Consider the following 14,414-nt stretch of genomic DNA (forward strand, 5'->3'; position numbering starts at 1 on the left):
CGAAAACTACCCTGACCGCCAACTGCGCGGGCAGGGTATGAGCCGGACTATTTCGCCGACATTTCCGATAAAGCCATATTCAGCTTCAACACATTGACACGTTCCTCACCAAACAAACCAAGATCACGGCCTTTGGTAGTCTTCGCCACCAATTCCTCTAGCTGTGAAGTTGGAATCCCAGTCAGATTACTAATCCGCGGAATCTGCACAATCGCCGAGGCCGGAGTAATATCAGGATCAAGTCCTGAACCTGAATTGGTAATCAGATCTACCGGAAGTTTATTCAAAGGCACTTCGGGATTATCCAACTGCCACTGGGTAATGAAATCCTTCGTCCGCTGCAGCATATCCGGATTGGAGGGTCCGTAGTTGTTGGAGCCGGAAGCTTCGGCTTTATAATCAATACTCGATACCCGGCCATGGAATAGCGCTGGATCTGTAAAGTTCTGGCCGATTAATTCCGAGCCCACAACGACTCCGGCTTTATTGGTGAGTAGACTGCCATTGGCCTGTGACGGCATCACTACTTGGGCAATCGCTGTGGTAGCCAAGGGATAAATGATCCCGCAGAGTACAATAAAGACCACACTGAGCCGCACCACCATCAAGAAATAAGCACCTTTGGACATGGATTGCTGCTCTTCTTCCAGTTCGATAGAGTTCACCATAATACTGTCACCCTTTTCTGTCTATAGTCAAATATACTGTTAAATCCAGATACTTACGATCATATCTATGAGCTTAATCCCAGCGAACGGAACAATGACTCCACCCAAGCCGTAGATAAAAAGATTACGTCTCAACAGCTTGGCACTGCTCATCGGTTTATAAGGAACGCCTCTCATCGCCAACGGAATTAACAGCGGGATGATGATTGCATTAAAGATCAGGGCCGAGATAATTGCCGAGCTAGGTGAGCCGAGTCCCATGACATTCAGGACTTCCATCTCTGGAATCGCCAAGGTGAACATCGCCGGAATGATCGCAAAATATTTAGCGATGTCATTCGCAATACTGAATGTGGTTAACGCACCACGCGTCATCAGCAGTTGCTTCCCAATTGCAACAACCTCAATAATCTTCGAAGGGTCTGAGTCCAAATCGACCATATTCGCCGCTTCTTTGGCAGCCGTTGTTCCACTATTCATCGCAAGGCCCACATCGGCCTGCGCCAAGGCGGGTGCATCATTCGTGCCGTCACCGGTCATGGCGACCAGCTTGCCTTCGTTCTGCTCGCGGCGGATGACCGCGATTTTATCCTCGGGTGTGCTTTCGGCAATGAAATCGTCAACCCCTGCTTCGCGGGCAATAGTGGCCGCGGTTAGTGGGTTGTCGCCGGTACACATGATCGTTTTAATTCCCATCTTCCGCAGTTCCTCGAAGCGCTCTTTCATGCCGGGCTTAACGGTATCCTTCAAATAAATGAGCCCATAGATTCGGCCGTCAACGGCAACAGCTAGCGGGGTACCGCCTAACCGGGCGATCGCATCCGAGTTACTGTCTAGATTGTCAGGGATCATCCCGCCATTTGCCAGCACCCATTTCTTGACGGAATCCACCGCGCCTTTGCGTACACTACGTCCGTCAAGCAGATCCATACCGCTCATCCGCGTTTCCGCCTTGAATTCGACGAAGGTTCCGCCTTCTCCCAGACTGCTGTCATAGCTGCGTTCTAGCTTTTTGGCTAGCTCAAGCACGGAACGTCCTTCAGGAGTTTCATCCTTCAGTGAGCTTATGGCTGCCCAGGCGGTGAGCTCAAGATCGGATTCTTTGCCTACGGTTACGAATTCACTCGCCATCCGATTCCCGAAGGTAATCGTCCCCGTCTTATCCAGGATCATTGTGTTAATATCTCCGGCAGCCTCAACGGCCTTCCCGGACATCGCCAGCACATTAAACTGGGTGACCCTATCCATGCCCGCAATACCAATAGCAGAGAGCAGGCCGCCGATCGTTGTTGGAATCAGACAAACCAGCAGAGCAATCATTACTGGAATATCCAGTTCCACACCCAGAAAGCTTGCAATGGGTCGCAGTGTCACTACGACAATCAGGAAAATAATCGTCAGACTGATCAGGAGTGTATTCAAGGCAATTTCGTTCGGCGTCTTTTGGCGCTTCGCGCCTTCAACAAGAGAGATCATCCGATCGAGAAAAGATTCACCTGGATCACTCGTAATTCGTACCTTGATCTCATCGCTGACCACCCGTGTACCACCCGTGACCGAACCAAAGTCTCCACCGGCTTCTTTAATGACAGGGGCTGACTCGCCGGTTATGGCCGATTCATCCACCGAAGCCAATCCTTCAATAACCTCGCCATCACCCGGAATCAGTTCTCCCTGGCTGACAATGACGATATCTCCCTTGCGCAGCTCGGAGGAAGCAACAATCTTTATTGCCGTTCCAACCAGCTTGTTAGCCGTAATATCCTGCTTCGTCTTCTTCAAGGAATCCGCCTGAGCTTTACCGCGACCTTCTGCCAGTGCTTCAGCAAAGTTGGCGAACAATACGGTAAACAGTAGAATGAAAAATACGGAAATATTAAAGCCCACCGCTTGTTCTGCGTTAAAGTAACCAGGAACCAGCACCATGAGGAGGACGATGATCGTGCCGATCTCGACCACGAACATTACTGGATTCTTCATCAGAGTAACCGGGTTAAGCTTGATAAAGCTATCTTTTACAGCGCTTAGGAGTATAGGTCCGCTCAGCAGCTTTTTTCTTTGTACAGTACTCATCTAGATCTCCCTCTTCCTACCGTAAGGTCAAATATTCTGCAATTGGACCGAGCACAATGACCGGCAGGAACGTCAGTGCACCAATGATCAGCACCGTACCAATCAGAATACCGGTAAACAGGCCATTGTCTGTACGAAATGTACCGATAGTCTCTGGAACCGGCTTCTTCTTAATCATCGAACCCGCTACTGCCAGCATCGCTATTATGGATACATAACGGCCTAGCATCATGACGACTCCAGTTGTAATATTCCAAAAGGAGGTGTTATCCGCAAGCCCTTCAAAGCCGGAACCGTTATTGGCAGCAGCAGAGGTATATTCATACAATACCTGCGTCATTCCATGGAATCCCGGATTGGATATAGAACCATTGCCCAAATTCGTTAGGAATGCCCCAGCAGTCGGCACCAATATAATAAGCGGGTGAATCAGGATGGCAATAGCAATCAGCTTCATTTCTCTGGCCTCTATCTTCCGCCCAAGAAATTCCGGTGTCCTGCCAACCATCAGACCGCACAAGAAGACACCCAGGATAGCGTACATCAGCATATTGACCAGCCCGACACCTTTACCACCGAATACGTTATTGAGCATCATCAGTGTTAACGGAGTAATGCTGCCAAGCGGTGTCTGTGTATCGTGCATATTGTTAACAGTACCTGTTGTAGCTGCGGTCGTCACTGTCGTAAACAGAGCGGACTGCGCAATGCCGAAGCGTACCTCCTTGCCTTCCATGCTGCCTTGTGAGGAATCGATTCCCATAGCGTTAATAGCCGGATTGCCTTGAGTTTCACTATAATAATTCAATCCCAGAAACAGCACGAACAAGGTCATCATGGCCGAGAAGATCATCCAGCCCTGCCGTTTGTTCTTAGCGAACAAGCCATACATATAAGGAAGTGAGGCTGGCAGCATCCACATGGAGAGAATCTCCAGCACGTTCGTTAGCGGGCTTGGATTCTCAAAGGGATGCGCCGAATTGGCTCCGAAGAAGCCGCCGCCATTCGTTCCCAGATGTTTGATGGATTCGAGCGATGCAATCGGACCGATGGCAATTTGCTGAGTCTGTCCATCGAGTGTGGTTACCGCAAGCGTAGGCTTGAGCGTCTGCGGCACATGCAGTCCGACCATAATCAGTGTAACCAGTACAGCTAGTGGGATGAAGATACGGATATGCGCCTTGACGAAATCCTCAAAGAAATTCCCTACCGATTTCTGTCCGGTAATCCCTCTAACAAAAGCAACGGCGACTGAAAATCCGCTGGCGGCAGAGGTGAACATCAACATGGTCATCACGGCCATTTGCGAGAAATAGGAGACGCCCGTTTCCCCGCTGTAATGTTGCAGATTCGTGTTGGTCATAAAGCTGATGACTGTATTGAACGTAAGCGTTTCTTCCATATTCCCGATTCCACTTGGGTTCAGCGGGAGCCCCTTCTGCAAGCGGAGAAAGATGTAGCTGAACGCTACCAGTACAATATTGGTTAATACAAAGCTGATCGCATATTTTTTCCAGGACATGCCGCCCCGCTTTTTGAGTCCGATCAGGCTATAAATGCCTTTTTCCGTACGTGCAAACCATCGATCCGTCCGATTGGGTTCATTGGAAAACACATGATATAAATAGGTTCCAACTGGTTTAACCAGCAGCAACAAAATTACAATAACTACGACTATTTGCAAGACGCCCATAAATGATCCTCCTTAACTTTCGTTACATTGCATTACATTCATTTTTCAATAGATGATATTAGAATTCCTCTGGATGAATCAGGGCATATACCAGATACAGGAACAGCAGTAGGGTAACAGCCATTACAACAATCACAGCTCATTCCTCCCCTTGTCTTCAACCACGTCTGCGCAGAAGTGCATAAATCCGTAAAGCAAACTGAAAAGCACTGCTAACGCAACCACCATATACAGATCCATCATCGCCTTTGCCACTCCTCTCTCTACTATCTACTGCTGATCTCTCTACGTTTAACTTCCGATTTAGCTTATCACCTCTGCCATTAGTTCTGGGTTAGGGTTTCCATGAGCGGATTAAGATTACATTAAGATTCAGTTATATTCATCTTCGCCCAACACCTTATTTATAGCCTTTATCTTTAATATCAATACCGTTCGGTAAAATGATTCTGGCATCATCTGTTGGCGCTGCTCTCTGAGCAAACTCTTCAGCCGCTTTATCTATGTCATCGTCCTCATATAAACCCAAATTTTTAAAATAGGAATAGTCGTATATTTTTTTAATGATATATAGCAACACCATTATGATTGATATAAGACCAACATTTTTCAATAATTCATTCAACTAAATCACCCCTTCTCCCGTATGCTTTCCTTCTGATTTAGCGTATCACTCCCGCCATTAGTTCAGGGTTAAGGTTTCCATGAGCGAATAAAGATTACGTTAAGAGGGATGTTCCTCCGTTTATCGTCTGGATAAAACAGAAATAAGGGGCTGTCCCATAAGCCATGAAATGGCTTGGGACACCCCTTGTTTTTGGAGTCAGATAGACGGTTGCGCTTGTGAGGACGCTCCGCGAACGGACCGTTGTTCCAATCGCTGTGGTCTCCAGATTTTTTTTTATTCCCCTTAGCGGTGAAAATCCGGAGACAGCATATGCTTTCGAAGCGAGCTTTCCTTCGGAAAGCTTTCGGGCAACCGCTACCGCTTTTCCACAATCAGTCCGTACTCTCCGCTGGTTTCAGCGGATAAATCATGCTCAAAATCTTCATTGAAATCACAAAAAAAATCACCCTTTGGTAAAATGGAAGTACCAGCAACCATTTCAAAGAAGCGATTTCTTTGTACATTCAATATAGCATGATGGACCCGCTTTACCTGTAAATGGATTAAGAGGATGACATTCCAGCAGATCATTTGGTTCGTGTCGTGAACACCGCCGTTATCAGGCTGGACGACGCCTTCTTTGTCGCGGCTTATCCCGGTGGTGGCTGGGATAACTGTTATTTCATCATTTTCTTACCCAGTATAAAAGGCTCTATTCTAAAATAAGTGCTTGACTTTACGAGTAAACGTAAGTGGAGGGTCGGAGGGATTCTGGAGAAACGGTAGTGTTCGCCTTTAAAGCCCAATTTCAACCTATAATTCACTTTACAATCAAGAAATTGGGCTTTAACAGCGATCGCAAGAACCCTCCGAACCGTAGCGGCTTGTTTCACAAACGTTCAACCGCTGATTTTGAACAACAATTCAGATAACTCTACTGTCATCTCCAACCTGCAGCATCCGGTAGCCCACTCCAATATGGGTCTGGATATACTTTGGCTGCGAAGGTGTTTTCTCTATTTTTTTCCTCAGGGTGGCCATGAAAACACGCAAGGCAGGAATATCGTAGGTATAACTACCCCAGATTTCATTCAGAATGTAATTATGGGTCAATACTTTGCCTACATTTTTTGCCAGCAGACCTAAAAGCTTATATTCAATGGGAGTCAGGTGAATTTCTTCTTCTTCCAGCCACACACAACCCGCCGCATAATCTATTCTCAGATTTCCGTTGGTGAACATGGACGCATCTTTCAACAGCTTGTCACTGTCATAGCGGATTCGTCGTAAACTGACCCGCAGCCTGGCCAGAAGTTCTTCTACACTAAAGGGTTTGGTCAGATAATCGTCTGCGCCTGCATCGAGCGCTTCGATTTTGTCTCGGTCTTCACTGCGTGCGCTGACCACGATGATGGGAATATTGGACCATGTCCGTACCTTTTTGATGATGTCCACGCCGTCCATATCCGGAAGTCCCAAATCCAGAATGATAATATCTGGCTGCTTGGAAACGGCCTCTAAAATCGAGGCTTCGCCAGTTTCAGCCGTATGATATTTGTAGCCTTGTGTCTCCAGTGTTGTAGTAATTAGTTTGCGAATAGGCTTGTCGTCTTCTACGACAAGAATCAAAGGTTTATTCATGAACATTCACCTCCACAGCCTGCAGGGTAAAGCAAAACACCGTACCTCGCGGAACATTATCTTTTACCTCAATAGTACCACCAAGCGCATTTACAATGGATTTACACAATGAAAGCCCTAAGCCTAATCCACGGCGCCCATCGCCGCGGATATTGTCTGCCGTATAGAACATGTCGAATAGTTTAGTCTTTGCTTCCTCTGAAATACCAGGTCCGTCGTCGGAAACTTCGACAAGCACCATATGATTTTCACGTCTCGCCGAGACCGTGATGTGTGATCCGTACTGTGTATATTTTATTGCATTGTCCACTAGATTGATCAAGACCTGAATAATAAGCTGGGAATCCATTTTAGCCATTAGAAGCTCATCATCCAATACGGTTTTGATCCTATGCTCCTTACTGTTCCGGTTAATATGAAGCAGTGCTTCGGCAAAAACTTCTTCTAGAAGTTCCGCCTGTAAGTTCAGATTTATATTGCCATTATCAATCCGGGTAATGGACAGCAAGTTCTCCACCAAATTGATAAGCCACATAGAATCGTCATAAATATCCGTGTATAGCCCCTTTTTCTGTTCCTCACTCAGCACCTTAGAGTTCCCAATGAGTATGCCCGCATTGCCGGAAATTGTGGTCAGAGGGGTGCGCAAATCATGGGAGATGGCCCGCAACAGGTTAGCACGAAGCTGCTCCTGCTGTACTTGCATGGAGATTTCTTTTTGTTTTTCGTTTAATCGTTCTTTTTCAAGCGCCAGTGCGCATTCTCCCAGCATAGCAATCATCAGACTCTTCTCAAAAACCTCCAGAGGTTCTTCATTATCCATGACTATGGCCGCTACTGCAAACACGCGATCGCCTGCCCGCACCGCATGGTATAAGCAATTAGCGGTGGAAAAGGTATCCGTCGTCGCTCCGGCTCGCTTGTTATTTTTCAGCACCCACTCTGCAACTGCACGTTCCTTCTCATCTGTATAAGCCTGCGGATCAACAGCCGATTCTTCCTTCACAAAAATCAGCGGCTCGGATAAAATCTCTTGCTGTACCGCATAAAAAATGATGGTTCTGTCCAGCAGTTTCACCATTTGCTGTGCCGTTTCATTAATAATGGCTGAGGTATCTTTGGCTTGCTGCAACTTTCGACTCGTCTCTAAAAGCACCTCTGTACGGTAGGCTTTTTGGGCTGATTGTTGGGCTTGCTCCTTTACCCGCATCGTCAGAGTACTGGTTATGAAGGAGGCCGACAGCATCACAAGGAATGTAACCGGATAACCCGAATCATACGCCTGTAAAGAAAAGTAAGGCTCGGTAAAAAAATAATTGAACACCAGCACACTAAATACCGAAGTTGCCGCACTATACAACCTTCCCCTTGTAACCATGGCATTGAACAGAACACCCAGAATATACACGGTGATGATATTTGCTTCTCTAAAGCCCAAAGAATGAAACCACAATCCGATCAAGGTGCAGCCCACCAGAATTCCAATGGTTTTGGTTGTATCGGCCAGTGACAGCTGCGGGGGTTTCGAATATTGGGGAAACCTTTTGTAGAAAGAAGGCTGATTGTCTGGGATGATATAAATGTCAATATCTGGGGCGGATGCAGTCAGTTTATCCACAAAATTAGTTTTTGCAAACCATCTCTTTTTGTTTGTTCGGGAGCGTCCCAGGACAATCTTCGATACCCTGCTTGTTTTGGCATACTCCGCTATTTGTCCGGGGATGTCCTCTCCATATACTGTCGCAATCTGTGCGCCTAGCTGCTCAGCCAGTCTCAGATTCCCCTGCAGTTCCGTCCTGCTTTTTTGTGTTAATTCTTTGGTTTCCGATGTTTCCACAAACAGGGCCGTAAATCCCCCGTGAAAAGCATCAGCCATTCTCGCCGCTGTTCGAATTACCTTTTTGTTGGAAGTAGCCGAGGACAGACAGACTAATATATGGTCTTTGGTATAATACTCGCTATTTTTTTCTTGTTTACTTATTTTTACCGCGATTCGGTTCAACTGATCTGCTGTATAACGCAGAGCGATCTCACGCAGAGCGATCAGTTTTTCTTTGATATACAAATGGGCATGTTCCCTTTGAGCTTGATCTTCAGGGTAGATTTTCCCCTTATGCAAGCGATCTATCAAATCATCGGGTTCAATATCAACTAATTCAACCTGATCGGCACTCTCAAATACACTATCTGGAATGCGTTCTTGCACAGAGGTACCGGCAATAGAGGCAATGATATCATTCAGGCTTTCAATATGCTGAATATTAATCGTGGTATAGACGTGAATTCCCGCCCGCAGTAGCTCCTCCACATCCTGATATCTTTTCTTGTGGCGGCCTCCCGCTGCATTGGTATGAGCCAGATCATCCAATAATATAAGGTCAGGAGTTCTGTGGATCGCTCGGTCCAGATCAAATTCTGTAATAATGGCACCTTTATGGATGAGCTCTAGTGGCGGCAAAAGTTCCAGTCCTTCTAAGAGAGCTGTTGTCTCCGGCCTTACATGAGACTCAATATATCCGGCTACCACATCTATTCCATCTCTTTGCTCCTCATGGGCAGCACTCAGCATGGCACAGGTCTTGCCAACACCTTCTGCATAGCCGACAAATATTTTGAGCCTTCCTCGTCTTTTCTCTGCCGGTGTATTGGAAAGACGCTCAAGCAGGGAACCTGAGTCTGTTTGATTTGTTACCATCCCAATGCCCACCTATCTGTTCATCTTTGGTTTTCTTCTAATATATCCTGTTCACACAGCGCTAGTATATCATGTGCAAAATCAGCATAGTATTACAACATTGGCTATAGCATTAAGATTACATTAAGATGATCGCACATTTAAAAGACCTCACTATCCGAATCAAGTCTGGATTCGGTTTCGAGGTCTTTTTTGAGAGCAGGGGTAAAATCCGAAGTTACAGCGTGGGCGCATCTAAAGCAGTCAGAATGTTCTTCAGGTCATGCTGGAATTGCTCCTTTACGTTCCACGGATGATACCATTCACGCTCCAGCATATAATTCAGGATTTGTTCGTGGGTATCGATGGCTTCCTCCAACTGTCTCGTTAGAATCGCCTTGATTTCGGGTGTCCCGGTCTCGGTTACTGCCAGCGCATAGTTTCTCACACCGCTCTTCGCATTGATCAGAAAGTCCATCGCTATTACTTGATCGGTCAGGGTGTTCATGCCTGTTAAATGCTCAAGAATGAAGTTCATAGGTTCATCTCCTGTTCAACGGCTTGGGTCAGAATTGAACCCAACTCCTGCAACTGGCGAGTTGAGATTTCAGCATCTTGTTGCAGGATACTCTGTAAAGTCGGATCGGAAACTAATCCTTTCATCGTCTTTGCTTTGGTCATACATACTATTTTGAATGCTGCTAATTCGTGAACTTCTAGCGTTTCGTGCAAGGCATAGACCATATAGGAATTCCACCTTTACGTACAGCCTGTGAGGCAATCACGAAACCACCCATAGCACCACCATGCAATTTAAGACCCGCAGCCAGAGATTCAAGCGGAGACATTTTTCCGCTCATTCCTGAACAATCATCAGCCGAGAGCTGATCCAGTTGGTACTGCTTTTGAAGATCATAAGGATGAAACCATTTCTTGCGGATCATAAGATCCGTAATTTCCTGGTGAAGCATTATGCCTTGCTGAAGCTGACTGCGCAGCAGGGCTCTGACATCAGGAGACACGCTTTCAGTTAGTGCTACTGCTGTGTTTTGAACCCCTTCTTTGGCGCGAAGAAGAAAATCTGTGGCAAACGTCATATCGCCATTTCAGGCATATTCAGCGCGTTAGCCGGGTCAACATAATCCATCTTCATGGGATCGGCCTGTTCCATTGTCATCATTTCCACCTCAATTTAAGATTGGTGTCGGTCGGAATTCCGGGACAGGCGCATGAAAGGGAGCTTTGGCATATACAGCTTGCAGTTCGGCAATAGCTTGACTGGACTGCTCCACATCTTTCTGCATCAAATCTTTCAGTTCCTGATCGAATACCAGGCCTTGCATTAATTTGGACTTGGCTAAGCAAAGGGTTTTGAAGTTGATCGCTTCATGGATTTCAAGGGATTCATGAGCGGTTAATGTTTGCTGCTGATTGATCATATATCCACCTTCTTTTACAATATTTCATCTGAGATATCTTGTCTCTCTAAATTGAACTTATTCATTGAAATATATCAAGAAGAAACGGGTCTTTTAAAACAAGGATAACTGCGAGATTTTTTGCGTCTTAACGACTCTGTCGTAACCAAATGATCAGGATTTGGCTCACCAATCAATAGAGGTGGTTTTTTGTTGTGCAGTAGCAATAAACACAGCCGTAGGAGCAACTTTCATAACTTCCAATATCCACGCTTCCCTATGCATCCGCAGGCCGCACGTTGATTCGCGTCTTTTCACTTTAATGGGGCAGTCAATAATCTTCTCCACCATTCCTTGATCAAAACAAGCGGCATGTGTAATCTTGAATTGGCTTAGATCAATTGTCTCCGAACAGGGATTTCGCGGATTCTTAACTAGCACTTCCCCATCTTTCAGCCGGTTCATAAACCATTTCGAATAAAAACTAGGGATATCTGTCCGTGTACTCGCACTAATGATCATGTTCTTTCCCTCCAATTCTATATTACTCCTGGTTGCTTGACTTCGGAAGTTTACAGAGTGCGGTTTTCGATCATCCGATGACAATTTCAACCGGAATTGAAAAACGGTCTCCACAGAGAAAAGGATCTCAGAGCGGAATAATAAGCCGCCTGTGATCCTGCTATTGAATGTATATTAAAATGAATTAGAATACCTCGTAATTATAGCCATAGTTATTATCCCAATACGTTTGCCCACCAGCTGTATACGAAATCGAATATTTAACATTTGTAGCACCCGGAACATTGAAACTGTAGTTCCATCTTTCAACACTATTGAAATTATTCAAGGAGCCATTATAAGTGGAGTAGCCCTCATGAGTCGTTGCCCAGTCGTCCGTTGTGTACAGTATTTTTACTGTTTTTGTCGGATTCAGGTTTTTCACATAGATATTTCCGCTAAAATCACCATTGCTCAGAGTACTATTGGCATTAAGCACATTTGGTGATCCCAAAATCACAGAACTTAGGGGGACTGTGTGATTCACTTCATTGTAATAATTCGCTCCTCCGTTGTTATCCCAATAGGTTTGGTTATTCACATCGTATTTGATTGCAAATTTTATGAAGCTCAGATTCTTCAACTCGGAATGTTCTGTTGTAGAATCAGTTCTGGAAATGCTAAAATGCCATTTCTCACGGTTTACATCCGCCGTCCCAACATAAGACGCACTCGTATCATACCAATTTGTGTTATCTGTCGTGTAGTGGACAGTCACATTCTTCACGGGTCCCAGATTAGCAACTTCAATATTGCCGCTGAATCCGACATATCCAGGTTTATAAATGACGCTGACATCCGAGTCAATAAGCTTGACCTCATTACCGCTGGCAAATGCCGATCCGGCAAAGGATACACAAAAAATCAGAGTAAACATCATCAATCCAGCAAAAAGTTTTTTCATTGCTTTCACAGTTATCTCTCCTCTAATTATAAATTTTCACATCTGAATCTGAGCCGACAAGGAAGACATATATTTGTACGCGTTATTGTTCTTTCATTCCTCCTTTAAGGTTTTGAAAACAAAATGTAATTTACGGAAATACATTCATTTCCTTTTAAAACAATAGCTTTATTTGTTCTTGGTGTAAATAGTAAATAAGTAACATATTTTATATATTAAGTAATAATATATTTTGTCATAAAAAGTCTAAATAACAGGAATGCAGCACAAAAATCCCTTGAAGACAATCGACATTCTGCTCAAGGGATTTTGATAAAAAGCTATATCTTGATTAGCCGCAAAAAAGGTCACACAAATGAGATTACCTTAAATTTTAAATTCCATTAGGTCTAAAACTTTCTCTAAGCTTTTCAGCGAGAATCACTCTCCTCTATTAAATTCCCTACATAAGATGTAACTCCTCCCGACCCAAAGAGACCACCCAAGAAGTCATCCTTCTTTATAGTGGTCTCTATCATATCAACGTTAATGAGATCTTACTCCGACAAGCTTTCATCCCAAACCAGACGGGCCAGTGGAAACGGGGAAATAGCTCTCTCCAAAATACCCTGGACATGTGCAATCGCAACGCCATAGTTGACGATCGGAACTCCAGCCTCTACCGCTTGCTCCACGCGCCAGAGCATCTGGCGGCGATTCATCATGCATCCGCCACAATGAACGATCAGCGCGTAGTCTTTCACGTTATTCGGGAATTCCATCCCATTCGCAAAATCGAACTGTATCTGTTTCCCAGTGGCCTGACGAATCCAACGTGGAAGCTTCACTTTGCCGATATCATCTGGCTGCTGGTGATGTGTACAGGCTTCTGCGATCAGTACTCTGTCGCCATCTTGCAGTCGATCTATCGCCCGGGCGCCCCTAACCATCTCTTCCAGATCACCTTTGTTCCGGGCAAACAAAATCGAGAATGAGGTCAGCGGAATATCCTTTGGCGTATCTGCTGCAACCTTCAGGAATACCTGTGAATCTGTGATGATAAGTCGCGGCTTCTTGCCAAGACTCTCAAGTGTTTCTTTCAGCTCATATTCTTTGGTAACAACCGCAATGGCGTCACTCTCCAGAATGTCACGAATGGTCTGCTGCTGTGGAAGAATTAATCGGCCTTTCGGCGCTGCTTTATCAATCGGCACCACCAACACTACCAAATCTCCTGGAGAGATTAGGTCACCGACTATGCGGAATTTATCATCCTCGTCGGGTACAGCAGCGATCAGCTCTTTTTTGAGGTGCCCCATCCCTTGCTGTTCTAATGCAGATATTGGGATGACCTTAAACCCCAGTTCCTCCGTAACCTGGTTAACTAGAGCTGTTAGGTCGTCCGCATGGGATACGTTCGTGTTTGTTAACAGATCAATTTTATTTAAAAGAACAAGAGTTGGAATAGCCCGGCTGCGAACGATCTCGGCAATTCGCTGATCGAATGGGGTCACTCCACAAGCAGCATCAATTACCAGCAAGGCCACGTCAGTCTTGTTTAGAACTTCAAGTGTCTTCTTCTTCCGCAGCTCCCCAAGCTCTCCTTCATCATCCAAGCCTGCCGTATCTATCAATACAACCGGCCCAAGTGGAAGCAGCTCCATGGATTTGTATACGGGATCTGTCGTTGTCCCTTTAACGGGAGACACGACAGCGATATTTTGTTTGGTTATGGCATTAATAATGCTTGATTTACCTGTGTTGCGCTTGCCGAATAAGGCGATGTGCAAGCGACTTGAGCGTGGGGTAGCGTTCATACTCACGCTGATCTCTCCTTTAAGCAGACCCGTTAACTCCGGTCTCCACTTATATGCCGGGTATACCCGGCTTGGTCACTTGAAATATAAGAATCTTACTAAAAGCACGACGAAGTCGTTTCTTCTTGAAAGATAAGATACCCATGCCGCAAATCTACTGGCTCAACGCCATAATCAGCTCTTGATAAAAAACCTAAATAGTTAAAACACTCATGGAGCAAATTCTTAGTGATGTAACTGATATTCTCAACCAATTGCTCTCCAGTGAAAATTTTGTATAATATACAATAATATTCGTTATATCTACTCCACAAGTAGGAATTGTTGTATGAAATACAACTTTCTCATGTTGCAGAGTTCCTTTTTAAGTAAATTGTTG

At 45.3% G+C, this 14,414-nt stretch carries 14 protein-coding genes and 1 pseudogene; all 15 read right to left on the reverse strand.

The features are described 5' to 3' along the window. Nucleotides 1-47: 47 nt before the first annotated feature. A complete protein-coding gene (gene kdpC / locus GJB61_RS18550) occupies nt 48-629 on the reverse strand; it encodes a potassium-transporting ATPase subunit KdpC (RefSeq protein WP_154120756.1) in 582 nt (193 codons plus the stop codon). A 78-nt stretch (nt 630-707) separates the two neighbouring features. Then, nucleotides 708-2,741, reverse strand: coding sequence for a potassium-transporting ATPase subunit KdpB (gene kdpB, locus GJB61_RS18555; RefSeq protein WP_154120512.1), 2,034 nt, complete (start codon nt 2,739-2,741; stop codon nt 708-710). Between the two features lie 16 nt (nt 2,742-2,757). Next, on the reverse strand, nt 2,758-4,434 hold the full coding sequence (kdpA, locus tag GJB61_RS18560; RefSeq protein ID WP_154120513.1) for a potassium-transporting ATPase subunit KdpA: 1,677 nt from the start codon (nt 4,432-4,434) through the stop codon (nt 2,758-2,760). A gap of 58 nt (nt 4,435-4,492) precedes the next feature. Then, complete coding sequence (gene kdpF / locus GJB61_RS32600) at nt 4,493-4,558, reverse strand: K(+)-transporting ATPase subunit F (RefSeq protein WP_154120757.1); 66 nt, start codon at nt 4,556-4,558, stop codon at nt 4,493-4,495. Nucleotides 4,559-4,834: 276 nt separating this feature from the next. Further along, nucleotides 4,835-5,059: a hypothetical protein gene (locus tag GJB61_RS18570; protein WP_154120514.1), complete on the reverse strand. Its 225-nt coding sequence runs from the start codon at nt 5,057-5,059 to the stop codon at nt 4,835-4,837. A gap of 357 nt (nt 5,060-5,416) precedes the next feature. Beyond that, entirely contained in the window at nt 5,417-5,569 is a 153-nt protein-coding gene (locus GJB61_RS31265; protein ID WP_195724391.1) for a hypothetical protein, read from the reverse strand. 396 nt (nt 5,570-5,965) lie between these two features. After that, entirely contained in the window at nt 5,966-6,682 is a 717-nt protein-coding gene (locus GJB61_RS18575) for a response regulator (protein ID WP_154120515.1), read from the reverse strand. Further along, nucleotides 6,675-9,377: a sensor histidine kinase gene (locus tag GJB61_RS18580; RefSeq protein WP_154120516.1), complete on the reverse strand. Its 2,703-nt coding sequence runs from the start codon at nt 9,375-9,377 to the stop codon at nt 6,675-6,677. The genes GJB61_RS18575 and GJB61_RS18580 overlap by 8 nt, the downstream gene beginning before the upstream one ends. 217 nt (nt 9,378-9,594) lie before the next feature. Next, complete coding sequence (locus GJB61_RS18585; protein ID WP_154120517.1) at nt 9,595-9,894, reverse strand: spore coat protein; 300 nt, start codon at nt 9,892-9,894, stop codon at nt 9,595-9,597. Then, complete coding sequence (locus GJB61_RS18590; RefSeq protein WP_420819757.1) at nt 9,891-10,037, reverse strand: hypothetical protein; 147 nt, start codon at nt 10,035-10,037, stop codon at nt 9,891-9,893. Before GJB61_RS18590 ends, GJB61_RS18585 begins: the two co-directional genes overlap by 4 nt. Before the next feature lie 35 nt (nt 10,038-10,072). After that, a pseudogene (locus GJB61_RS18595) lies at nt 10,073-10,509 on the reverse strand (spore coat protein). A 34-nt stretch (nt 10,510-10,543) separates the two neighbouring features. After that, the gene (locus GJB61_RS18600; protein ID WP_154120520.1) at nt 10,544-10,795 is read right to left on the reverse strand and encodes a spore gernimation protein GerQ; all 252 of its coding nucleotides are present in this window, start codon (nt 10,793-10,795) and stop codon (nt 10,544-10,546) included. Between the two features lie 165 nt (nt 10,796-10,960). Next, the gene (locus GJB61_RS18605; protein WP_154120521.1) at nt 10,961-11,296 is read right to left on the reverse strand and encodes a DUF1848 family protein; all 336 of its coding nucleotides are present in this window, start codon (nt 11,294-11,296) and stop codon (nt 10,961-10,963) included. Nucleotides 11,297-11,480: 184 nt separating this feature from the next. Further along, nucleotides 11,481-12,239 carry a carbohydrate-binding protein gene (locus GJB61_RS18610; RefSeq protein WP_229522039.1) on the reverse strand — a complete coding sequence of 253 codons (759 nt, stop codon included), beginning with the start codon at nt 12,237-12,239 and terminating at the stop codon, nt 11,481-11,483. A gap of 536 nt (nt 12,240-12,775) precedes the next feature. Further along, nucleotides 12,776-14,041 (reverse strand): [FeFe] hydrogenase H-cluster maturation GTPase HydF, encoded by a 1,266-nt coding sequence (gene hydF, locus GJB61_RS18615; RefSeq protein ID WP_338115939.1) that lies wholly within the window; start codon nt 14,039-14,041, stop codon nt 12,776-12,778. Between the last annotated feature and the right edge of the window lie 373 nt (nt 14,042-14,414).

It is taken from the genome of Paenibacillus monticola (assembly GCF_009664975.1).
Classification (GTDB): domain Bacteria; phylum Bacillota; class Bacilli; order Paenibacillales; family Paenibacillaceae; genus Paenibacillus_AQ; species Paenibacillus_AQ monticola.

What these genes read in the sequence shown, in the direction of transcription:
- kdpC (WP_154120756.1), bottom strand. Translation starts at nt 629, where the DNA reads ATGTCCAAAGGTGCTTATTTCTTGATGGTGGTGCGGCTCAGTGTGGTC.
- kdpB (WP_154120512.1), bottom strand. Translation starts at nt 2,741, where the DNA reads ATGAGTACTGTACAAAGAAAAAAGCTGCTGAGCGGACCTATACTCCTA.
- kdpA (WP_154120513.1), bottom strand. Translation starts at nt 4,434, where the DNA reads ATGGGCGTCTTGCAAATAGTCGTAGTTATTGTAATTTTGTTGCTGCTG.
- GJB61_RS18575 (WP_154120515.1), bottom strand. Translation starts at nt 6,682, where the DNA reads ATGAATAAACCTTTGATTCTTGTCGTAGAAGACGACAAGCCTATTCGC.
- GJB61_RS18580 (WP_154120516.1), bottom strand. Translation starts at nt 9,377, where the DNA reads ATGGTAACAAATCAAACAGACTCAGGTTCCCTGCTTGAGCGTCTTTCC.
- GJB61_RS18585 (WP_154120517.1), bottom strand. Translation starts at nt 9,894, where the DNA reads ATGAACTTCATTCTTGAGCATTTAACAGGCATGAACACCCTGACCGAT.
- GJB61_RS18590 (WP_420819757.1), bottom strand. Translation starts at nt 10,037, where the DNA reads ATGACCAAAGCAAAGACGATGAAAGGATTAGTTTCCGATCCGACTTTA.
- GJB61_RS18600 (WP_154120520.1), bottom strand. Translation starts at nt 10,795, where the DNA reads ATGATCAATCAGCAGCAAACATTAACCGCTCATGAATCCCTTGAAATC.
- GJB61_RS18605 (WP_154120521.1), bottom strand. Translation starts at nt 11,296, where the DNA reads ATGATCATTAGTGCGAGTACACGGACAGATATCCCTAGTTTTTATTCG.
- GJB61_RS18610 (WP_229522039.1), bottom strand. Translation starts at nt 12,239, where the DNA reads ATGAAAAAACTTTTTGCTGGATTGATGATGTTTACTCTGATTTTTTGT.